At 66.3% G+C, this 20,780-nt stretch carries 20 protein-coding genes and 1 pseudogene; 15 read left to right on the forward strand and 6 right to left on the reverse strand.

Going from position 1 to position 20,780, the window contains the following annotated elements:
• Nucleotides 1-22: 22 nt before the first annotated feature.
• Nucleotides 23-2,380: an EAL domain-containing protein gene (locus tag C8J43_RS07650; protein ID WP_243645465.1), complete on the reverse strand. Its 2,358-nt coding sequence runs from the start codon at nucleotides 2,378-2,380 to the stop codon at nucleotides 23-25.
• Between the two features lie 138 nt (nucleotides 2,381-2,518).
• Nucleotides 2,519-4,306, reverse strand: a complete 1,788-nt coding sequence (locus tag C8J43_RS07655) for a fatty acyl-AMP ligase (protein WP_133030384.1) — start codon at nucleotides 4,304-4,306, stop codon at nucleotides 2,519-2,521.
• 98 nt (nucleotides 4,307-4,404) lie between these two features.
• Between C8J43_RS07655 and C8J43_RS22155 the strand changes: the two genes are divergently transcribed.
• From C8J43_RS22155 to C8J43_RS22610, 5 genes and pseudogenes are all read left to right on the forward strand, one after another.
• Complete coding sequence (locus C8J43_RS22155; RefSeq protein WP_207893344.1) at nucleotides 4,405-5,082, forward strand: RecX family transcriptional regulator; 678 nt, start codon at nucleotides 4,405-4,407, stop codon at nucleotides 5,080-5,082.
• A gap of 100 nt (nucleotides 5,083-5,182) precedes the next feature.
• Nucleotides 5,183-5,761, forward strand: a complete 579-nt coding sequence (locus C8J43_RS07665) for a cold shock protein (RefSeq protein ID WP_243645504.1) — start codon at nucleotides 5,183-5,185, stop codon at nucleotides 5,759-5,761.
• The gene (locus C8J43_RS07670; RefSeq protein ID WP_133030385.1) at nucleotides 5,761-6,255 is read left to right on the forward strand and encodes a DUF192 domain-containing protein; all 495 of its coding nucleotides are present in this window, start codon (nucleotides 5,761-5,763) and stop codon (nucleotides 6,253-6,255) included. The genes C8J43_RS07665 and C8J43_RS07670 overlap by 1 nt, the downstream gene beginning before the upstream one ends.
• Before the next feature lie 277 nt (nucleotides 6,256-6,532).
• A complete protein-coding gene (locus C8J43_RS07675) occupies nucleotides 6,533-6,925 on the forward strand; it encodes an NADH:ubiquinone oxidoreductase subunit NDUFA12 (protein ID WP_056051356.1) in 393 nt (130 codons plus the stop codon).
• A 197-nt stretch (nucleotides 6,926-7,122) separates the two neighbouring features.
• Nucleotides 7,123-7,356: pseudogene (locus C8J43_RS22610) on the forward strand (DUF2155 domain-containing protein); the annotation flags it as partial.
• 35 nt (nucleotides 7,357-7,391) lie between these two features.
• Here C8J43_RS22610 and aat read toward each other — a convergent pair.
• The 4 genes from aat to C8J43_RS21860 all read right to left on the reverse strand — a co-directional run bounded on the left by aat (nucleotide 7,392) and on the right by C8J43_RS21860 (nucleotide 9,645).
• Nucleotides 7,392-8,138 (reverse strand): leucyl/phenylalanyl-tRNA--protein transferase, encoded by a 747-nt coding sequence (gene aat, locus C8J43_RS07685; RefSeq protein WP_133030386.1) that lies wholly within the window; start codon nucleotides 8,136-8,138, stop codon nucleotides 7,392-7,394.
• On the reverse strand, nucleotides 8,135-8,845 hold the full coding sequence (locus C8J43_RS07690; RefSeq protein ID WP_133030387.1) for a ParA family protein: 711 nt from the start codon (nucleotides 8,843-8,845) through the stop codon (nucleotides 8,135-8,137). The genes aat and C8J43_RS07690 overlap by 4 nt, the downstream gene beginning before the upstream one ends.
• Nucleotides 8,846-8,969: 124 nt before the next feature.
• Nucleotides 8,970-9,353: a hypothetical protein gene (locus C8J43_RS07695; protein ID WP_056051347.1), complete on the reverse strand. Its 384-nt coding sequence runs from the start codon at nucleotides 9,351-9,353 to the stop codon at nucleotides 8,970-8,972.
• Between the two features lie 139 nt (nucleotides 9,354-9,492).
• Nucleotides 9,493-9,645, reverse strand: a complete 153-nt coding sequence (locus C8J43_RS21860; protein ID WP_156364198.1) for a hypothetical protein — start codon at nucleotides 9,643-9,645, stop codon at nucleotides 9,493-9,495.
• Between the two features lie 190 nt (nucleotides 9,646-9,835).
• Between C8J43_RS21860 and C8J43_RS07700 the strand changes: the two genes are divergently transcribed.
• The 10 genes from C8J43_RS07700 (at nucleotide 9,836) to murD (ending at nucleotide 20,735) form a co-directional block, all read left to right on the forward strand.
• Nucleotides 9,836-10,804, forward strand: coding sequence for a cysteine synthase A (locus C8J43_RS07700; protein ID WP_133030388.1), 969 nt, complete (start codon nucleotides 9,836-9,838; stop codon nucleotides 10,802-10,804).
• Between the two features lie 58 nt (nucleotides 10,805-10,862).
• Entirely contained in the window at nucleotides 10,863-11,132 is a 270-nt protein-coding gene (locus C8J43_RS07705; RefSeq protein ID WP_243645466.1) for a hypothetical protein, read from the forward strand.
• Between the two features lie 353 nt (nucleotides 11,133-11,485).
• Complete coding sequence (locus C8J43_RS07710) at nucleotides 11,486-12,013, forward strand: division/cell wall cluster transcriptional repressor MraZ (RefSeq protein WP_183129002.1); 528 nt, start codon at nucleotides 11,486-11,488, stop codon at nucleotides 12,011-12,013.
• Nucleotides 12,010-12,960, forward strand: coding sequence for a 16S rRNA (cytosine(1402)-N(4))-methyltransferase RsmH (gene rsmH / locus C8J43_RS07715; RefSeq protein ID WP_056051344.1), 951 nt, complete (start codon nucleotides 12,010-12,012; stop codon nucleotides 12,958-12,960). Before C8J43_RS07710 ends, rsmH begins: the two co-directional genes overlap by 4 nt.
• Nucleotides 12,957-13,646 (forward strand): hypothetical protein, encoded by a 690-nt coding sequence (locus C8J43_RS07720; protein ID WP_133030389.1) that lies wholly within the window; start codon nucleotides 12,957-12,959, stop codon nucleotides 13,644-13,646. The genes rsmH and C8J43_RS07720 overlap by 4 nt, the downstream gene beginning before the upstream one ends.
• Nucleotides 13,643-15,361 carry a penicillin-binding protein 2 gene (locus C8J43_RS07725; RefSeq protein WP_060526690.1) on the forward strand — a complete coding sequence of 573 codons (1,719 nt, stop codon included), beginning with the start codon at nucleotides 13,643-13,645 and terminating at the stop codon, nucleotides 15,359-15,361. Before C8J43_RS07720 ends, C8J43_RS07725 begins: the two co-directional genes overlap by 4 nt.
• Before the next feature lie 10 nt (nucleotides 15,362-15,371).
• The gene (locus C8J43_RS07730) at nucleotides 15,372-16,787 is read left to right on the forward strand and encodes a UDP-N-acetylmuramoyl-L-alanyl-D-glutamate--2,6-diaminopimelate ligase (RefSeq protein ID WP_133030390.1); all 1,416 of its coding nucleotides are present in this window, start codon (nucleotides 15,372-15,374) and stop codon (nucleotides 16,785-16,787) included.
• A 124-nt stretch (nucleotides 16,788-16,911) separates the two neighbouring features.
• Nucleotides 16,912-18,291, forward strand: coding sequence for a UDP-N-acetylmuramoyl-tripeptide--D-alanyl-D-alanine ligase (murF, locus tag C8J43_RS07735; RefSeq protein WP_133030391.1), 1,380 nt, complete (start codon nucleotides 16,912-16,914; stop codon nucleotides 18,289-18,291).
• Nucleotides 18,292-19,362 carry a phospho-N-acetylmuramoyl-pentapeptide-transferase gene (gene mraY / locus C8J43_RS07740; protein WP_056051331.1) on the forward strand — a complete coding sequence of 357 codons (1,071 nt, stop codon included), beginning with the start codon at nucleotides 18,292-18,294 and terminating at the stop codon, nucleotides 19,360-19,362. It begins immediately after the preceding gene.
• Nucleotides 19,359-20,735 (forward strand): UDP-N-acetylmuramoyl-L-alanine--D-glutamate ligase, encoded by a 1,377-nt coding sequence (gene murD / locus C8J43_RS07745; RefSeq protein ID WP_133030392.1) that lies wholly within the window; start codon nucleotides 19,359-19,361, stop codon nucleotides 20,733-20,735. The genes mraY and murD overlap by 4 nt, the downstream gene beginning before the upstream one ends.
• The last annotated feature ends 45 nt before the right edge of the window (nucleotides 20,736-20,780 follow it).

A 20,780-nucleotide genomic window follows, 5' to 3' on the forward strand; every position in this document is an offset into this window, starting at 1 on the left:
GCAGTCGATGGCGGCTGTCGGATCAGGCGGCCGCCGACTTTTGCCAACCGCGGTTGGCCAGCGCGCGGGCTTCCTCGACCGGAAGCGGGCGACCGAAATAATAGCCCTGAACCTTGGTGCAGCCGAATTGCCGGACCATCCGATGTTCGGCCTCGGTCTCGACGCCCTCGGCGGTGGTCGCCATGCCGAGGCTCTCGGCCAGCGCGACGACCGCACGGATGATCGCGATCGCCTCGCGCATCCCCTTGGCCGCGTCCTGGACGAAGCTGCGATCGATCTTGATCGAAGAGAACCGGGTCCGGCTGAGATAGCCGAGCGACGAATAGCCGGTCCCGAAATCGTCGAGGCTGAGCCGCACGCCGAGATCGAGGACGCGCTCGAGGACCTTGGCGACGCCCAGCCCTTCATGCATGAACACGCTCTCGGTCACTTCGAGCTCGAGCCGTTCGGCGGACAGGCCGGAGCTGGCGAGCGCGCCGGTGACGGTCGTCACGAACCCGGGGTTCTGCAGCTGGTCGGGCGATACGTTGACCGCGATCCGGATCACCGATGGCCAGCGCGCAGCTTCCTCGCACGCGGTGCGCAATACCCAGGCGCCGATGTTGGCGATCAGCCGGGTTTCCTCGGCAAGCGGGATGAACTTGTCGGGCGACACGATGCCGAATTCCGGGCTGTTCCAGCGCAGCAACGCCTCGAAACCCAGTAGGACGCCGGTTTCGGCGTCGACGACGGGCTGGTAGACGAGATGCATCTCGCCATTCTCGACCGCGGTGCGCAGCGCGATCTCGAGGACGCGGCGCTCTTCGGCCTGAACGTGAAGCGCCGGTTCGTAGCTGCGGTAGACGCCGCGACCGGCATCCTTGGCGCGGTACAAGGCGAGATCGGCCGAACGGATGAGCATTTCCGCGGTCCGGCCATCGCGCGGACCGACCGCGAGACCGATGCTCGCGCCGATGTAGAGCGTGTGCGCATCCATTTCATAGGGGAGCGACAGCGAGTTGATGATCCGCTGGGCGAGCGATTCGAGCGCGACCTGATCGCTGGCGTCGCGGACGATGACCGCGAACTCGTCGCCGCCGAGCCGGCCGCACAGTTCGTTGTCGGTCATCAACTGGCTCAGCCGTTCGGAGACGCGGCTCAGCAAGCGATCGCCGAACGGATGGCCAAGCGTGTCGTTGACCGCCTTGAACCGGTCGAGGTCGAGCATCATGAACGCGTACCGGCCACCCCACTGGCCGGCCTCGCCGATCGTCCGGATCAGTGTTTCGTTGACCATCAGCCGGTTGGGCAGCCCGGTGAGCGTGTCGAAGCGCGCCATCCGGTTGATCTTGTCGACCGACTTGCGCTGTTCGGTAATATCGGAGCCGACCCCGCGGAACCCGCTGAACACGCCGCGGTCGTCGAACCGCGGCGAGGCAGCGATCTCCCACCAGCGGTCTTCGCCCTTGATCTGCACGGGCAGGCGCAGGTCGCGAAAACTCTCGCGTTTCTTCACCTTGTCGGCGAGCGTGCGCAATCCGGTGGCAAAATCACCGGTCTCCCAGGTCGGCCCGGCGAGCAGCTGGAGCAACGGCATGCCGTCGATGCTGGCTGGATCGAGGCCCGCCGCGAACGCGAAACGTGGCGAGGCGCGGACGATGCGGCGTGCGGCATCGGTCTCCCACAGCCAGTCGGCGCCGGTCTCCTCGAACTCGCGCAGCAGCAGGCTGACGGTCTCGTCGCGCTCGTCGAGCGCCATCTCGCTGGCGTGGAGCAGCATCAGCGTCCGCGCGCGGCTGACGCAGACCAGCATCAGCAACAGGGTGAAGACGAACACGCCGACCGAGGCCGCGATCGTGCCTGCCATCGCTAGCTGGAGCGTGACAGCACTGCCAAGATATCCGAGGAAGACCAAGGTTCCGAGCGTCAGCGGCGCCATCGCGAACGCCGCGCCGGTCATTAGTGCGCACAGGGTCAGCCCCAGACCCGCGGTCGTCCCGGACGGCGCATGGGTACAGAACAGCACGGGTACGGTCGACCATGCCAGCGCCAGCAGCAAGCCTTCCCAGCCGGTGTTGCGGACATCGCGCAGCGCGATGTGGCTATCGCCAAGTTGTGGCGCCCTGAGGCGCCGGGCCGCGATGCCGACGACGACGAGCAGCAGCACGCCGAGCCAGCTGGCGATCTGCCATTGCGGCGACGTGTCGTCGACCAGCAGCGCCGTGGCCGTCGCGGCGATACCGTTCGCCGCGAGCATCACCAGCGCCATCCTGCGCCCGCCGTGCAGTTGCGCAGTCCGGATTCGGCTCCATTCGACCGGATCGGAGCCGTCGCGCAGACCTAACAACAAGGGAAGCGTGACTGCGATCCCGCGCAACGGTGAAGGGGTTTTGATGCTCACGGAGCGAACCCTAATAAGCTTTAGTTAGCAGACTGTTGGCGTACCGTCGCCGGTACGACGATTCATCGCAGATCTCGGTCTGACCGGCGCGTTCTGCCAAACTTCGAGCCGTTGAGCATCGTCCGTCGAGGCGATATCTCAGGCTGCGATATCGTATGGTTTGATATCGCCGCTGAGGTACAGGTTGCGTGCCTTCGCACGGCTGAGCTTGCCCGACGAGGTGCGCGGCAGGGTGCGCGGCGGGATCAGTTCGATCAGGCAGTTCATGCCCGTCACCGAACGGACGCGCTCGCGGATCTCGTCGCGCAGGCGCAGGCGTTCGGCTTCGTCGGAGCTGCGGCACTGGACCAATACGGCGGGGGTTTCCTCGCCGCCGGGCGTCGTGATCGCGAACGCGGCGATGTCGCCGGCCTTGAAGCCGGGAAGCTGTTCCACCGCCCATTCGATGTCCTGCGGCCAGTGGTTCTTGCCGTTGACGATGATCATGTCCTTGGCGCGGCCGACGATGTAGATGTAGCCGTCCGACATATAGCCCATGTCGCCGGTATCGAGCCAACCGTCCGCCATGCACGCCTCGGTCGCGGCGTCGTCGCGGAAATAGCCGACCATCACCGACTTGCCGCTGCACCAGACTTTGCCGATCGCGCGCTCGGGGAGGGGGGTACCGTCCTCTTCGCGGATCTCGATCTTCATGTCGCGGACCGGTTTGCCGCAGTTGACGATCGCGCGATACCGCTGCGGGCGGTCGCCGCCGCGCGAGCCGCCCGACAGCTGTGTTTCCTCGACGAGTTCGACGCGGATGCCTTCGCCCGGCGGCATCAGCGAAACGGCGAGCGTCGCCTCGGCCAAGCCGTAGCTCGGCAGGAACGCGCTGGCCTTGAAGCCGGCATCGGCGAACGCGTCGACGAACGATTGCATCACGTCGGGGCGGATCATGTCGGCGCCGTTGCCCGCGACACGCCAGCGCGATAGGTCGAAGCGGTCGCTGGCCTTGGTTTGCGAGGACATGCGGCGCGCGCAGATATCGTAGCCGAAAGTCGGCGAATAGCTGAGCGTCGTGCCTTCGTTCCGGCTGATGAGATCGAGCCAGGCGAGCGGACGGCGCGCGAAATCCTCGGTCTTGAGGTAGTCGGTCGAGACCTGGTTGGCGATCGGCGACAGGAAGCAGCCGACCAGCCCCATGTCGTGATACCAGGGCAGCCAGGAAACGCAGCGATCGGTGTCGCACACTTCCATGCCGTGGCTGTGCGCGGCGAGGTTGTTGAGCAGCGCGGCATGCGTGATGACGACGCCGTGCGGGAAGCGCGTCGAGCCGCTCGAATATTGCAGATATGCGATGTCGTCCGGCTTCGCTTCGGGGAGCGTTGCAGCAGGCGCCTCGCGCGTCGCGAACTCGGACCAGTCGATCCCGATGGTGCCAGACAGGCGCGCGGCCTCGCCCGCCATCTGCGCGAGTTCGGGCGGGAAGATCAGCATTTTTGGGTCGCAGCTTTCAAGCTGGACGCGAAGCTGTTCGATGTACGAATCGCGGCCGCCGAACGAGGTCGGCAACGGCAACGGCACGGGCCATGCGCCGGCATAGACGACGCCGAAGAACAATGCGGCGAACTCGGGGCCGGTCTCCGCGACCAGCGCGATGCGATCGGCGGGGGCAACACCGGCGGCGATCAGGCGATCCGCCATCGCACGCGCGTCGGTACGGAGCTGGCTGTAAGGATAAGGTTGCGACAAAGTGCCACGCGCGTCGTGAAAATTAAGACCACGGTTACCGCTCGCGGCGTAGTCGAGGGCTTCGCCCAGCGTGCCGAAATCGGCGAAGCGGCGCGGCAGGGCGTCTGCGGTCGGCGTGGCGACAGGGGCCGCTACGGTCTGGCCGTGCTTGCCGTCGGTGGTGGCCGTGTCGGTCGTTACCGTTTCGGTCGTCATCGCAGTTCCTGCCTTGCTCCGTCGCGGCGATCGAACACACCACGCCTATCTCTAGTCTAGCCGTTCAACTTCGGGTGTCAGTGTGGCACAATGATGGCGTGGACGACGATGACGATGCCCTCGACCCCCAACGCGACGCTAGCGACTCCGACAACAGTCGCTCGACGGATGGTCTTGGCACGGCGAAACGCGGCGGGTGGGGCAAAGGCCAGGACAAGAGCCGATCGCGCGAACGGCCCGCGCCCAAACCACTCGATGCCGCCGCGCTCGAACGTTTGGCGCTCCGCTACGTCGAACGGTTCGCGACGACGCGGGGGCGGCTGACCGATTACCTCAACCGCAAGATCCGCGAACGTGGCTGGGCCGACGAGGCTGCCGGCGCCGCCGCCGACCCTGCCGAGTTGGCGCAACGTATGGCCGAGCTCGGCTATGTCGACGACCGGGCCTTTGCCGAGCAGCGCGCGGCGGCGATGCAGCGGCGAGGCCTGGGGGCGCGACGTGTCGCGGGCGCATTTCGCGAAGCGGGCATCGACGAAAGCGACGCGGACTCGGTCGCGCCGGCGATTGCCGACCGCGCGGTCGAATCGGCGCTGGCGTTCGCACGTCGCAAGCGGATCGGCCCATACGGCAGCGGGGACGGCGATGGGCACGGGGACCGAAAACTGCACGAGAAGCAACTTGCGGCAATGCTTCGCGCCGGTCACCGTTTCGATCTGGCACGCCGGATCGTCGCCGCCCCGCCGTCGGCTGTTGTAGAAGCATCAGATTTCGAGTGATGTCCGTCATGGATTCGTTGCGATTGCGACGAAGCGTGCTAGCTAGGCGGCTAGGGGTGTAATGATGCGTATAGTGACGCAAACAGGGGCGGAAATGCCGATCGAAACTGCGATCGAAGCCACCATCGACAACGGGGGACTATTGGCCGGACTTGTCGGCGGCGTCGATGTGCGTGCGATCGGCGGCGTCATCAAGTGGTTCGACGTGACCCGTGGGTTCGGCTTCGCCGTCGCGGACGACGATAGCGTTGGCGATATCCTAGTCCATTTTTCCGTCCTGCAGCCTCATGGCCGCCGCAGTCTGCCCGAGGGCGCACGAATCGAGACCCTGTCGGTTCAGCGCGGTCGAGGCTTCCAGGCGCGCGAGATCGTCTCGATAGACATGACCAACGCCGTCGCCGAGGTGGAGCGGACGTCGACATCGTCGCCGGACCGGGTCGATCCGATCGCGATGATCGATGCCGCTGGCCCGTTCGAGCCGGTCGTCGTCAAATGGTTCAACCGCCTCAAGGGCTATGGCTTTCTTGTCCGTAGCGCAGACGGCTGCGATATATTCGTCCATATGGAGACGCTGCGTCGCGCAGGGATCGAATCGGTCGAGCCCGACCAGCCGCTCCGCGCGCGGGTCGTCGCAGGACGGAAGGGGCCGCTGGCGGTCGTGGTCGAAGAGGGTTTGTAATGAGCGTACTTGCCAAGGCCGGTCTGGCCGCGGTCCTGATTGGCGGAGCTGGAGCGGGCGGGATCGCGTATATGCATGCCGATACCAAGACCGAGAATGCCCCGGTGCTCACGCTCACGATCAAAAGCGCGAACGGCCCGCATGTGTTCGTCGTCGAGCGCGCGAAGACGGCGGCGGAACAAGAACGTGGGCTGATGTACCGGACCGATCTCAAACCCGATGGCGGGATGTTGTTCTGGCCCTATCCGGCGGACGGCGGCGCTCCGGTGAACGCGAACTTCTGGATGAAGAACACGCCGAGTCCGCTCGACATTCTCTACATCCGTGCAGACCGGACGATCGCCCGGATCGCGGACAACACCGTACCGTTTTCCGAGGCGCCGATCCCGTCGGGCGAACCGGTCGGCGCGGTGCTGGAACTGATGGGTGGACGGTCTGCGGAATTGGGGATCGCCGAGGGTGATCGCGTAACCTGGGACGAGAGCGCGAAGTAGCGCGGTAGGGGCTGCCGGATCGCCGAGCCGGGCTGTGATGGGGAAGGCTGCGTCTCTACGCGGGTAACACGTTTCCCCGCAAAGGCGGGGACCAGACTGGGTTCCCTCTTTTGCGGGAGAACAAGGGGGAGCGGCATGCCGGTCGAACGCCGGCACATCCCTTCTGCAAAAGGTAAGCACCGGCACGCCTCTCGAATTACACAGGAAGCGAGGCTTCGCCTGACCTCGGCCATCATCATGGTTGAAGCCCGCCCTCACTCGGGTTAAGCGCACCGGCATGGGCTTTCTCGCATCGACTTTCACGTGGTGGAACGGCGCCACCCTCGGCACCAAATTCGGCTTGCGCAGCATGGCGAAGAAGGGCGAGGACGCGCTTGGCAACGTCTATTACGAGGGCGGCAAGGATACCGCCGGCAACCCGCGTCGCTGGGTGATCTATCAGGGCGCGACTGACGCCAGCCGAGTCCCGCCCGCGTGGTTCAGCTGGTTGCATCATCAGGTCGACGACGTTCCCGAGCGCGCTTTGCCGCCGGTTCGCGCCTGGCAGAAGCCGGCGATCCCCAACATGACCGGCACCGCACTCGCCTATCGGCCTTCGGGTGCGCTTGAAAAGGGCGGAACGCGTGCCGCGGCCACCGGTGACTACGAAGCCTGGGTCCCCGAAGGGTGAATTTGCGCTGGCTTGCCGCGGCCGTGCTGGTCGTGGTGCTGGGGGTAGGCGGCTGGTTCGGCTATCGCGCGTTGCAGACGCCGAATAAGCCTGCCGGGGTCGTCCAGCAGGATCTGCCGATGGCGGATGAGTCGGCGAGTTCCTCCGTCGAAACGATCGATACCGGGGCGGCGGCGATCGCGAATGGCGGAACGCCGATGGCGCAACGCGTTGCGGTGATCGGCATCCTGAACAAGCGGAATGGCGAAACGCACGACGTTACGCTGAAGCCCGGTCAGGCGACGCGGATGGGCGATGTGGTGCTGCGGCTGCGCGCCTGCGAACAGACCGCGCCGTGGGAGCAGGAGCAGCTGACCGGCGCCTTCGTCCAGGTGCTGGTGCGCGGCGTCGACACGCACTGGCGCCGGACGTTTTCAGGCTGGCTCTACAAGGAACGCCCCGCGCTGAACGCGGTGCAGCATCCGGTCTATGACGTCTGGACCAAGAGTTGCGCGATGACGTTCCCCGCGACCGGGCCCGATACCGCGCCCGATGCGGAGGCCTTGCCGGCCAAGCGATCGAGCGCGCGAAAGTCGCCGGCCGACGCCACGCCCGCAGCAACGGATGCGCCGAGCGCACCGTCGAGCGACGCGGCCAGCAACGCGACGTAATCCGCGCGATCGATTTCGACCGCGCCGAGCGAGGCGAGGTGCGAGGTCTGAAACTGACAATCGAGCAGCGTGAACCCACCGACGCGTAGCCGCGCGACCAGATGCGCGAGCGCGACCTTCGACGCGTCGGTCGCGCGGCTGACCATGCTCTCGCCGAAGAACGCACGGCCGAGCGCGAGTCCATAGAGTCCGCCGACCAGCTTGCCACCGTCCCAGCATTCGACCGAATGTGCGAAGCCCATCGCGTGCAGCGTCGTGAAGACGCGTTCGATGCTCGCGTTGATCCAGGTTTCGGGCCGGCCAGCGACGCTTTCGGCGCAGAGCCGGAGGATCGGCTCGAACGCGGTATCGACGGTGACCCGGAACCGGTCGGCGACGATCGTCTTGCGCAGCGACCGCGAGAGCCGGAACGAATCGAGCGGCAGCACGGCGCGGCGGCGCGGCTCCACCCAGTAGACGCTGGCGGCATCGCGGCTGTCGGCCATCGGAAAGACGCCGACCGAGTAGGCGCCCAGGACGAGCTGCGGGTCGAGTCCATTTTTCGGATCGAGACCCTCGCTCACGCGGCCAGCCGTTGTTCGATCCGCCGCCACAGATCAGCGAACGCGCGGGCCGCCGACGACTTTGGCAAGAAGACGCCGACCGGTGCTCGCCGCGATGCCATCGCCTCGATCCCGCTTGCCATCGGGATCACCGGCCAGTCGGGATGCATGGCCAGCGCCTCGGCATGGAGCGCGCGGCGCTTGTCGACCATGACATGGACCGGCAGCAGCGGCGTCCGGCCGCCGAGATGCGCGACGACGGCATCATAGGCACGAGTCGACAACGGCGAGGGAATGACCGGGATAACGATCAGGTCGGCGGCGCGCATGACCTGGTCGGCGGTCTCGGTCAGGCCCGGCGGGCAGTCGAGGACGACGCGGTCGTAGCCGGCGAGGTCGGACACCAGTTTGGCGAGGCGCTTCTTCTTGTCGAGATCGTGGAACAGCTGGTCGAGCCCGCGGAGCGACGCATCGGCGGCGATCAGGTCGAGCTGCGGATATGCGGTCGGCCGTGCCTGCTTGGCGACGGCGATATCCTTCGAGAACATCGCCTGCGCCTGGTCGACCTTGCCCGGCCCCCCGAGCACCCAGGTCGCGGCGGCCTGCGGGTCGAGATCCCACAGCAGTGTACGTCTGGCCGACAGCGCGGCGGCGCACCAGGCGAGGTTCACGGCGAGCGTCGTCTTACCGACGCCGCCCTTCAGGCTGTATATCGCTAGTGTTGCCATGGATCATACGGTGCCGGGCCGGCGGCGTCCGGGCAAGGGTGCACGACACAAAGAAAAACGGCCGGCGGAAAAACCGCCGGCCGTTTCTGGAACCGTTCACGCCAAAATATTGGCCGATCGAGCCTTATGCGTGGCAGATCTGCGCCGACTTGCCCGGACGGGTCAACGTGACGCTGTCCTCGTTGCCGGTCATCGACCAGCCGCCCTCGGCGGTCTTCGGCGAACCGGCGACGTCCGACTTCAGCGTGGTCGGCGTGCCGTCCTGCTTGGTGCGGACCACGGCCTGCTTGTCGCCCTGGAAGAACGTCACGTACAACAGGCTGTTGTCCTTGCAACGCAACGTCTTTTCCGACTTGATCGCGGGCGGCAGTTCGACCGGCGCGGCGTTTGCGAGCGTGTTCGCCATCGGATCGGGATTGGTGTCGACCACCTCTGGCGAGGCTGGCTTGGAGTTGCAGGCAGCCAGCACGAGCAGCGCGGCAACGGCGGTGATGGGGATGATCTTCATAGCGGAACCTCGCTTCGCGCATGCAGCATAGGGCGTCAAGGTTTAAGCGCTACCATCGCATCTCCGGACGACAAACAGGTCAGTCTTGCTGACGGGCTGCGCAGGGCGCGCGGCATGTTGAGCGCGTGCCGGACGAGGATCAGGGCTTCTGCATACCACGCAACGCGGTGAGACGCGTTTCGATGACGTCGATCGGTGTCGCGATGTGCGCGGCGACCAGCGTGTCGCCGACAGCGAGCATGATCCGCGTTGCTTCCTCCAGCAACGACAGCGCATGTTCGTAGTTTTTCATGACCGATAGCCCCTTTCTTGGGCACGACTTGGACAGGAGGCAAGGCTAACATGGATCAATCCACCCTGAAAGCACGTTATGGATTCGCGCAAGAGGCGTTCGGCGCGACCTGTCGGCGTGGCGTATCGTGTTTAGCACGCAAAACTTTCGATGGGTTGCCCGCGGCGGATGGCAGCGCCATTTGTCGGCGATGCACACGACATCTGATACGCTCGCCCTGATCGGCAATACCCCGCTCGTTCGACTGAAGGGGCCGAGCGACGCAACGGGCTGCGATATCTTCGGAAAGTGCGAATTCGCCAACCCCGGCGCGTCGGTCAAGGATCGCGCGGCGCTGTTCATCGTCGAGGATGCGGAGGAGCGGGGTCTGCTCCAGCCTGGCGGCACGATCGTCGAGGGGACCGCGGGCAACACCGGTATCGGTCTAGCGCTGGTCGCCAACGCCAAGGGCTACAAGACGATCATCGTCATGCCGGAGACGCAGAGCCGGGAGAAGATGGACACGCTCAGGGCTCTGGGGGCCGAGCTGGTGCTGGTGCCTGCGGCGGCGTTCTCGTCGCCGTGCCATTTCGTCCATACCTCGCGCCGGATCGCCGACGAGACGCCGGGCGCGATCTGGGCGAACCAGTTCGACAATATCGCCAACCGCCGCGCGCATATCGTCGGCACCGCCGAGGAAATCTGGGCGCAGATGGAGGGCCGGGTCGATGGCTTTACCTGTGCAGCCGGCACCGGCGGGACGATCGCCGGCGTCGGGCTCGGGCTGAAGGCCAAGGACGAGGCGGTCTGCATCGCGCTCAGCGACCCGCATGGCGCGGCCCTCTACAATTACTACGCGCACGGCGAACTGAAGTCCGAGGGATCGTCGGTCGCCGAGGGGATCGGGCAGGGGCGAATCACCGCCAACCTCGAAGGCGCGCCGATCGACACCCAGTTCCGGATCTCGGACCAGGAGGGGTATGCCTGGGTGCGCCGGCTGCTCGACGACGAAGGACTCTGCCTTGGCTTGTCGTCGGGTATCAACGTTGCGGGAGCGGTCGCGCTGGCACGACATCTGGGGCCGGGAAAGCGCATCGCGACGATCCTGTGCGATACCGGATTCCGGTATCTTTCGACGCTGTACGATCCCGAATGGCGCACAGCCAAGGGCCTGACTTGATCCGGCCTGCGTCGAGAATCGACAGCGGGACGATGGTCGGGTATCGGAACGCGACAAGATGAAGTCGCCCAACGATCCCTATCAGCGCATGCAGCGCATCAAGGTCGGCCTGATCGGCCTTGCGGCCGTGGTGCTTTTGATCGGGCTGGCCAGCGCGATCATCGGCTCTGCAAGCCGCGAGCGGCCGGTCGCGGCGGTAGGGGCTGCCCAGCCAGACGTGGTGGCCAACATGGGTGTGACGAACAGCGTGGACGCCGCCGATCCCACCGAACCCCTGGCCGAAATGGGCGTAGCTCCCAGTGCAAATGGTCAATCCGCGACTCGCTGAGGCTGATTGCTGCCGTTGATTGCACATCGATGATTGCACACCGCCGGGCACGATCCATGCCGCGTTGAACATTCGCGCGTGCCCATCGAGGCTGCCCGTTCGAACCGCCGATTGTGCCTGATCCCCGGAATTCCCCAGCCTAACGTCCCTAATGGCGTGTTAATCCGCGTTGTGGGGTGCAATTTTCCCCGATTTGGTCGACGAAACCTGTCGTGGATTCCGTCCAATCCCCAAAAATCCCGTTGCGTCCCCAGTCCGCTATGGTAGATGGAGATTAATACAGGGGCATGTTTCACCGTCGGCGATTGCTGCGGTCGAGGCGCGACGAGGGTCGCGGCTCGGGACGGTGAATCATGTGCGCCATTTCGAAGGGTTTTGGCGTGTCGGTGCGGGGTCGCTATCAAGGAGACGGTATCGGCCTTGTCGACGACAAGGGCCGGGTAGCCATCCCCTCGGCGCTCCGCACCACGCTCTCGGCAAATGCGCCCAAGGCGAACGGCAAGGACGGCGGGACCATCATCATCGGCGCGCATCAGAAGAATCGCTGTCTGGTCGCGTATGATCCCGGTTACGTCGACATCCTCGCCGAGCGCCTCGATCGCCGCGAATCCGAGAACACGTCCGAGAATGGCGAATACGACTACAACATCAAGCGCGCCGCCGCGTCGGGCGAAGCGGTGCCGTTCGACGGCTCCGGTCGTTTCATCATGCCCGCGTTCCCGCGCTTCTATGCGGGCATCAAGGGCCATGCGTTCTTCTATGGCGTGCTCGATTATATCGAGATCTGGGATCCCGCGACGCTGATCGCCACCGACGGCATGCCCCCCGTCGTCAAGGAGATGGCGCGCTTCTACATGGCCGAGAAGGGAGTGCAGCTGTGAGCAGTCCCGACGCGCCGCATATCCCCGTCCTGCTCGACGAAGTCCTGGCCGCGCTTTCCCCGGAGCCCGGCGAGACGATGGTCGACGGCACGTTCGGTGCGGGCGGCTACACGCTGGCGTTGCTCAAGTCGGGCGCGCGGATCGTCGCGTTCGACCGCGATCCAGACGCGATCGCCAATGGTCGCGCGATGGAAGAGGCCGAAGAAGGCCTGACCCTGATCGCCGCGGACTTCTCGGCGATGGCGTCCGAACTCGAATCGCGCGGCCTTGCCCCGGTGGACGGCGTGACGCTCGATATCGGCGTGTCGTCGATGCAGCTCGACCAGGCCGAGCGCGGCTTCTCGTTCCAGTCGGACGGTCCGCTCGACATGCGGATGGCGCAGGCCGGCATGTCGGCGGCGGACTTCGTCAACGAGGCGGACGAGAACGAGATCGCCGACGTGCTGTATCAGTACGGCGACGAGCCCAAGTCGCGTCGCGTGGCCCGCGCGATCGTCGCGGCGCGCCCGCTGACGCGCACCGGCGAGCTGGCGCACATCGTCCGCCGCGCGCTCGGCTACAAGGCGCACGACAAGAAGGACCCCGCGACGCGCGCGTTCCAGGCGATCCGGATCCATGTGAACCGCGAACTCGGTGAGCTGGCCGACGGGTTGCTTGCGGCCGAGCGCGTGCTGAAGCCCGGTGGTCGCCTCGCGATCGTGACGTTCCACAGCCTCGAAGACCGGATGGTGAAGCGCTTCCTGCGCACGCGGTCCGGTGGCTCGCCTTCAGGTTCGCGTCATCTTCCGCAGGTGAAAGCCGTTGCGGAACCTAGTTTTTCTCATGTCGGCCGCGGTGTTCGCGCCGGCGAGGCCGAGATCGCACGCAACCCGCGGGCGCGCTCGGCGACATTACGGACGGCGCGGCGGACCTCCGCGCAACCCTGGACGGAAGAGGTGACGACATGACGGCGGCGTATCGGATGAAGGGTGTGGGCTGGTTCGGGGGCTGCGTGGCCGTCGTGCTCGGTTTCTACCTCGTGTCGCTGCAGGTCGCCGCCGAGCGCAAGAAGCTGGAGGCGGTCAATGGTCAGATCCGCTCCGCGCAGCGCGACATCCGTGCGCTGGAAACCGAGTTCGATACGCGGGGCAATCTGGCGCAGCTCGAGCGCTGGAATGGTGATACGCTGGCACTGTCGGCGCCGACCGCGGGCCAGTTCGTCGTGAGCGAGGCCGCGCTCGCGGCGCTCGACGTCAACAGCCTGCGCGCGGACGGGGTCCAGACCGCCGCGCTGCTGGTGCCGTCGGGTGCTGGCTCGGCTGTCACGGTGCCGATCGTCCCGGTCACCGCCGCGCCGGCAGTCGTTAAGCTTGCCCCCGTCCAGATGGCGCAGGTTACCGCACCGCGCGCGATGAACGTCGCGATCCAGGCTGCTTCGAAGACCGCGCTCAAGCCGGTCGTGATCCGCGCGTCGGTGTCGACGCCGCGCTCCGCCGAGGCCGCACTCGTTCGCGCCGCCAAGACCGAACGCCTTGCGGCAGTGGCCAAGGTCCGGCCGCAGGCGGTTGCGATGCTCGACCGCAAGCTCCTGTCCGACACGACGCTGGGTGACATCATGAGCGGCGCCCGCTCCGAAAGCCGTAAGCGGCGGTGACCGCCTTGGTCGCCCGGCCCGTCTCGCAGCAACGTAGCGCCAACCAGCGTCATGCACTGGTGGCGACGGCGCACACGCGCCTGATGATGCTGATGTTCCTGTTCGGAGCAGCGGTGCTGGTGGTGGTCGGGCGACTCGGGATGCTGGCGGTGCAGGCATCGCTTGCCGATCCGCAGGCGCGATCGGCGGCGATCGCGGCACGCGGCGACATCGTCGATCGCAACGGTGCGCCGCTCGCGCGGACGATCGATGCGTGGACGATCGCGGTGCACCCGAAGAAGCTGATCGGCGATCCGACCGAGATCGCCAGCAAGCTTGCCGCGCTGATGCCCGAGGCGGGTGACCAGGCGCATTATTATGCGCTGCTGACGTCGGGCAAGAGCTTCATCTATCTCCAGCGGCGCGCGTCGCCGGCACTGGTCGAGCAGGTCAATGCGATCGGCGAGCCCGCGATCGTGTTCGACCGCGATACGCAGCGGCTCTACCCGCAATCGACGATGGCGGCGCATGCGCTCGGCTTCCTGTCGACCGCAGGCCACGGCATGAGCGGGATGGAGCGCGTGCTCGACGAGCGGCTGACCAACCCGGCGCTCAACGGCACGCCGGTCGCGCTGTCGCTCGACAATCGCGTCCAGGCGGCGATGGAGAGCGAACTCGGCCGCGCGATGACGACCTTCTCGGCACGCGGCGCTGGCGGCATCGTCCTCGACGTCGCGACTGGCGAAGTGATCGCGATGGTCTCGTTGCCGACCTTCAACCCCAACCGCGTCGGCATGTCGGGCAGCGAACAGCTCCGCAACATCACGACGCAGAGCGTGTTCGAGCTCGGCTCGACGTTCAAGCCGATCACGATGGCGACCGCGATGGACACGGGTGTCGTCACATCGTTCGCGCGGCGCTTCGATGCGACGCACCCGCTCCAGGTCGGGCGCTTCACGATCCATGACGAGCGCGGTGATCCGAAGCGATGGCTCAACATGGCCGAGACGCTGATCTACTCGTCGAACATCGCCACCGCACGTGTGGCCGACGAGGTCGGGCCCGCGAAGATGCAGGCGATGTTCAAGAAGCTTGGCTTCGATACCAAGCCCGATATCGAACTGCGCGAGAAGGGCCGTCCGTTGTGGCCGAAATACTGGGCGCGGACGACGACGATGACCACCGCTTACGGCCACGGTATTGCGGTGACTCCGCTGCATCTGGCGAGCGCCTATGCGGCGCTGGTCAATGGCGGGATCTGGCGGCCGGCGACGTTGCTGAAGGTCGCGCCGGGGCATGCGGTTGCCGGTCGTCGCGTCATCAGCGAGCAGACCAGCGCGCGGATGCGGCAGATGCTGCGGCTGATCGTGCAGCGCGGTACGGGGCGTAAGGGCGATGCACCGGGCTACCGCGTCGGTGGCAAGACCGGGACGGCCGAGGCGGCTGTCTCGGGTGGCTACGATCATTCGCGCAACGTGGCGACGTTTGCCGCGGCGTTCCCGATGGATGCGCCACGCTATGTCGTGCTGGCGATGCTCGATTCGCCACTCGGGACGAAGGAAACCGCCGGGTGGAAGACCGCGGCGTGGAATACCGCGCCGGTGGTCGGCCGGACGATCTCGCGCGTCGGGGCGATCCTGGGCGTGGTGCCCGACGCGCACCGCGATATCGACGAGTCTGACATCCTGCCGACTTTGTGGCAGGACCCGTCGCGTACACAGCCGACCGGGCAATGAGGACTATTGCATGAAACTCGCAGCGCTGACCGACGGGACGGAAGAGGCGCAGGTGACGGGGTTCGCGATCGATCACCGCAAAGTCGCGCCGGGCACGGTGTTCGGCGCGTTCGAAGGCGCGCGCGTCAACGGCGAGGATTTCGTGGCCGATGCGATCCGCTCGGGCGCGATCGCAGTCGTGGCGCGGCCTGGGCTGACGGTCGAGGGCGCGACCTACATCGCCGACGACAATCCTCGCGAGCGGTTCGCGCAACTGGCGGCGAAGTTCTTCGCGCCGTTTCCCGAGACGTCGGTGGCGATTACCGGGACGAACGGGAAAACGTCGTGTGTCGAGATGACCCGCCAGCTCTGGCGGATGGCGGGGTTCCATGCGGCGTCGATCGGGACGCTGGGGGTTACGACGGCCGACGAGCGGGTGACGACCGGGCTGACCACGCCGGATGTGGTGACGTTCCTGTCGAACGTGGCTGGGCTTGCGCGTGAAGGCGTGACGCATCTGGCGTTCGAAGCGTCGAGCCACGGCCTGACGCAGTATCGGACCGAGGGGCTGAAGGTGGCTGCCGCGGCGTTCACCAATCTCAGCCGCGACCATCTCGACTATCACGGCGACATGGCGGCGTATTTTACCGCCAAAATCCGGCTGTTCTCCGAAGTGCTTTCGACGGACGGCGCTGCGGTGGTGTGGGCGGACGATCCGCAATCGGCGCGGGTGATCGATCTGGCACGCGAGCGTGGCAACAAGCTGATCACGGTCGGGACGCAGGGCGAGACGTTGCGGCTCGTGGGCCGTGATCCGACTTTGCTCGGGCAGGGGCTGACGATCGAGGCTGACGGCCAGACGTACAAGGTCACCTTGCCGCTGATCGGCGCCTACCAGGCGGCGAATGCGCTGGTATCGGCCGGACTGGTGATCGCGACCGGGGGCGATGTGGCCGCTACGATCGCGAACCTCGCGCGCCTGCAGCCGGTGCGCGGGCGGCTGGAGCGGGCGGTGATCGCGAAGTCTGGCGCGCCGGTTTATGTCGACTATGCACATACGCCCGACGCTTTGGAGGCCGCAATCGCCGCGCTCAAACCGCACGCTGGTGGCAAGCTGATCGTGGTGTTTGGCGCCGGCGGTGATCGCGATACCGGCAAGCGCGAGACGATGGGGCAGGTCGCGGTGCAACACGCCGACCGCGTGATCGTCACCGACGACAACCCCCGGACCGAGGACGCGCGCGCGATCCGGTGCGATGTGCTGAAGGGTGCGCGCGGCGCTGAGGAAATCGGTGATCGGCGCGCGGCGATCGGCGCGGCGGTACGCGAGGCAGGACCAGAGGATATCGTGCTGATCGCCGGCAAGGGGCATGAGCAAGGCCAGATCGTCGGCGACATGGTCTTGCCGTTCGACGACGTGACCGTCGCGCGGGAGTGCGCGGCGTGAACGCAACTCTCTTCTTCCCCCCTCCCGCAAGCGGGAGGGGCCGGGGGTGGGCTCGCGGGTTCGGCAGGCGCTGCGCTTCGTGGATGGCGCGCGCCGACCCCCTCCCGCTCGCGGGAGGGGGGAAGTGAGCCTCTGGACTTCGGCCGAGATCGCGGCCGCTACCGGTGGTGTGGCGTCTGGCGACTTCGCCGTCACCGGCGTTGCGTTCGACTCGCGTGAAGTTGGCCCGGGCGATTTGTTCGTCGCGATGAAGGGGGAGGCCAGCGATGGCCACCTGTTCCTCGACCAGGCATTCGCACAAGGAGCGGCGGGGGCGATCGTGTCCGAGCCCTGCGACCACCCGCACGTGCTCGTGACGGACAGTTTTGCCGCCTTAAACGCGCTTGGCGCCGCCAGCCGCGTGCGCTCCGCTGCCAAGATCATTGGTGTCACCGGGTCGGTCGGCAAGACCAGCGCGAAGGAGGCTTTGTTTGCCTGTCTCGACCGTGCAGCCCCCGGCGAGGTCCATCGGTCGGTCAAGAGTTACAACAACCATACCGGCGTACCGCTCAGCCTTGCCCGCATGCCGCGCGACGCTAAGTTCGGCGTGTTCGAGATGGGGATGAACCATGCCGGCGAACTCGCCGGGCTGACGCTGCTCGTGCGGCCGCATATCGCGATGATCACCGCGATCGCGCCTGCGCATACCGCGTTCTTTCCCGACGAAAGCGCGATCGCGGATGCGAAGGGGGAGATCTTTGCCGGGCTCGAACCGGACGGGACCGCGATCGTGCCCTATGACAGCCCGCACCGCGACCGGCTGCTCGGACACGCCGCGCCCCATGCTGCGCACATCGTGACGTTCGGCAGCGAGAAGGGCGCCGATGTCCGCGCGATCGAGGCGATGCGGCTGCCGACGGGCGGGACGTTCGTCACCGCGCGGATGGGGCAGGGGGCCGAGCACGAGCTGAGCTTCACGATCGCGCAGCCCGGCGCGCACTGGGTGTCCAATGCGCTCGGCGTGCTGGCCTGCGTGCAGGCGGCCGGCAGTGATCTTGGACTCGCCGGCCTCGCGCTTGCGGAACTCGGCGGGCTGCAAGGTCGCGGTGCGCGGTCTCTGGTGACCGTCGGCGAAGGCCAGGCGCTTGTGATCGACGAGAGCTACAACGCCAACCCAGCCTCGATGCGCGCGACGCTCAGTGTCCTCGGGCATGAACCTGGCCGCCACATCGCGGTGCTCGGCGAGATGCGCGAACTGGGCGAAGGCTCCGACGACTATCACGCCGGCCTCGCCGAGCCCATTCTCGCCGCGCGCGTCGAAATGGCGCTGCTCGTCGGTGAAGCGATGGCGCCATTAGCGCAGGTGCTTGAGGGACAGATCGAAACCGTCCATGTGGGCGACGCTGCGGCCGCGCTCGCGTCGTTACGGACGATCCTGGCGCCGGGCGATGTCGTGCTCGTCAAGGGATCGAACGGGGTGGGCCTCGCCCGCATAGTGGCTGGCCTCAAAGGCGGGATTATCTGAATGTTGTACTGGCTCGCCGAGCATCTGGGGTTTCCCGGCCTGCTGAACCTCATCCGGTATCAGACGGTGCGGACGGGCGGTGCCGTCGCGACCGCCTTGATCATCGGCCTGATCATCGGGCCGAAGTTCATCGGCTGGTTGCGCGTGCGGCAGGGCAAGGGCCAGCCGATCCGCGCCGACGGCCCGCAGTCGCACCTGTCGAAGCGCGGCACGCCGACGATGGGCGGGCTGATGATCCTGACCTCGATGTGCCTCGCGATCTTCCTGTGGATGGACCTGAGCAACCCGTATGTCTGGGCGTGCCTGTTCGTGACGCTCGGCTTCGGGACGATCGGGTTCCTCGACGACTACGACAAGGTGCGTAAAGCGAGCACCGCGGGGATCAGCGGGCGCACGCGACTGTTGCTCGAGTTCATCATCGCTGGCGTCGCCGCGACGATCATCATGTCGCAGAACGGGCCACATCTGTATTTGCCGTTCACGTCTCGCATGTATCTCGATCTCGGCTGGTTCTTCCCGGTGTTCGCGGCGTTCACGATCGTGTCGTTCGGCAATGCGGTGAACCTCACGGACGGGCTCGACGGGTTGGCAACGATGCCGGTGATCATCGCCAGCGTCGCGTTCATGGTGATCGTGTACCTCGTCGGGAACGTGAAGTTCGCCGATTACCTCGGTATTCCGCATGTCCCTCGCGCGGGTGAACTTGCGATCTTCTGCGGGGCGATCGTCGGCGCGGGGCTTGCGTTCCTGTGGTTCAATGCGCCGCCGGCCGCGGTGTTCATGGGCGATACCGGGTCGCTGGCTCTGGGCGGTGCGCTGGGGACGATCGCAGTCGTCGCGCATCACGAGATCGTGCTGGGGATCATCGGCGGCCTGTTCGTGATCGAGGCGCTGTCGGTGATCATCCAGGTGTTCTTCTACAAGCGTACCGGCAAGCGCGTGTTCCGGATGGCGCCGATCCACCATCATTTCGAACAGCTCGGGTGGGCCGAGGCGACGGTGGTGATCCGCTTCTGGATCATCGCGCTGGTGCTGGCGCTGGTCGGTCTTTCGACGTTGAAGTTGCGGTGATCGTTGCGAAGGCCTGGCGCGGGAAACGCTATGCGGTGCTGGGGTTGGCGCGGTCGGGGGCTGCGACTGTACGGGCGTTGGTGGCTGGTGGGGCGCAGGTCGTCGCGTGGGATTCCGACGAGTCGAAGCGTGCCGTCTTTGCTCCCTCTCCCCTGCGGGGAGAGGGTTGGGGTGAGGGGCAGCCCAGCAATGCTGCGCCTGGGACAGCCCCTCACCCAACCCTCTCCCCGGAGGGGAGAGGGCTTTTAGAAGTCGCACCGCTCGATGATCTCTCGGGGTTCGACGCTTTGGTCGTGTCGCCGGGGGTGCCGCTGAACACGCACCCGCTTGCCGCCGCGGCGCGCGTGGCCGGCGTGCCTGTCATCGGCGACATCGAACTCTTCGCGCAGGCCCGCGCAGACCTCCCGCCACACAAGGTCGTCGGCATCACCGGCACCAATGGCAAGTCCACCACCACCGCACTCGTCCACCACATCCTCAAGACCGCCGGCATCCCCACACTGATGGGCGGCAACATCGGCCTGCCGATCCTCGAGCAGGAAGCGCTCCCCGAGGGTGGCGTCTACGTGCTCGAACTGTCGAGCTACCAGATCGACCTGACGCAGACGTTCGATTGCGACGTCGCGGTGCTGCTTAATATCACGCCGGATCATCTCGACCGGTATGACGGGTTCGAAGGCTATGCGGCCTCCAAGGCGCGGCTGTTCGCGATGCAGTCGGCCGAGCATGACGCGGTCATCGGCATAGGCGACGCACCGTCCGCGCAGATCGCGCGCGGGCTGTCGGCGAAGGGCGAGCACCTCACCAAGATCGCGCCCGGCGTGTGCATGGATCAGAGTAACTGGCCGACGCTCCAGGGCCCGCACAACGCCCAGAACGCACTCGCCGCGATCGCCGTGGTCAAGGCGTTGGGTGTAAGCGAGGTCGATATCGACCGCGGCCTCACGAGTTTTACCGGCCTGCCGCACCGCATGGAGCAGATCGCCTCGTACGCCGGCGTCGCCTATGTCGACGACAGCAAGGCGACCAATCCCGAAAGCACTGCGCCGGCTTTGGCCGCGTTCGACCGGGTCCACTGGATCGTCGGTGGGCGCGCGAAGGGCGACGATCTCGACGCCTGCAAGTCCGCCTTCGGCCACGTCGTCCACGCCTACACGATCGGCGAGGCTGGCCCGAAATTCGCCGAAATACTGAAGGACTCCATGTCCGTCGATAACGTCGGCACGCTCGACGCAGCGGTCCGCACTGCCGCCGCAAACGCCAAGCCCGGCGACACTGTTTTGTTATCCCCCGCCTGTGCTAGCTTCGACCAGTTTCGCGATTACGAAGCGCGCGGGGCCGCGTTCCGCGCCGCGGTGGACTCGCTGGCATGACCGATATCCGCGCTGGAAGGATCGACGTTAGGGGCGATATGGGCA

Source organism: Sphingomonas sp. PP-CE-1G-424 (assembly GCF_004341085.1).
Taxonomy (GTDB): domain Bacteria; phylum Pseudomonadota; class Alphaproteobacteria; order Sphingomonadales; family Sphingomonadaceae; genus Sphingomonas.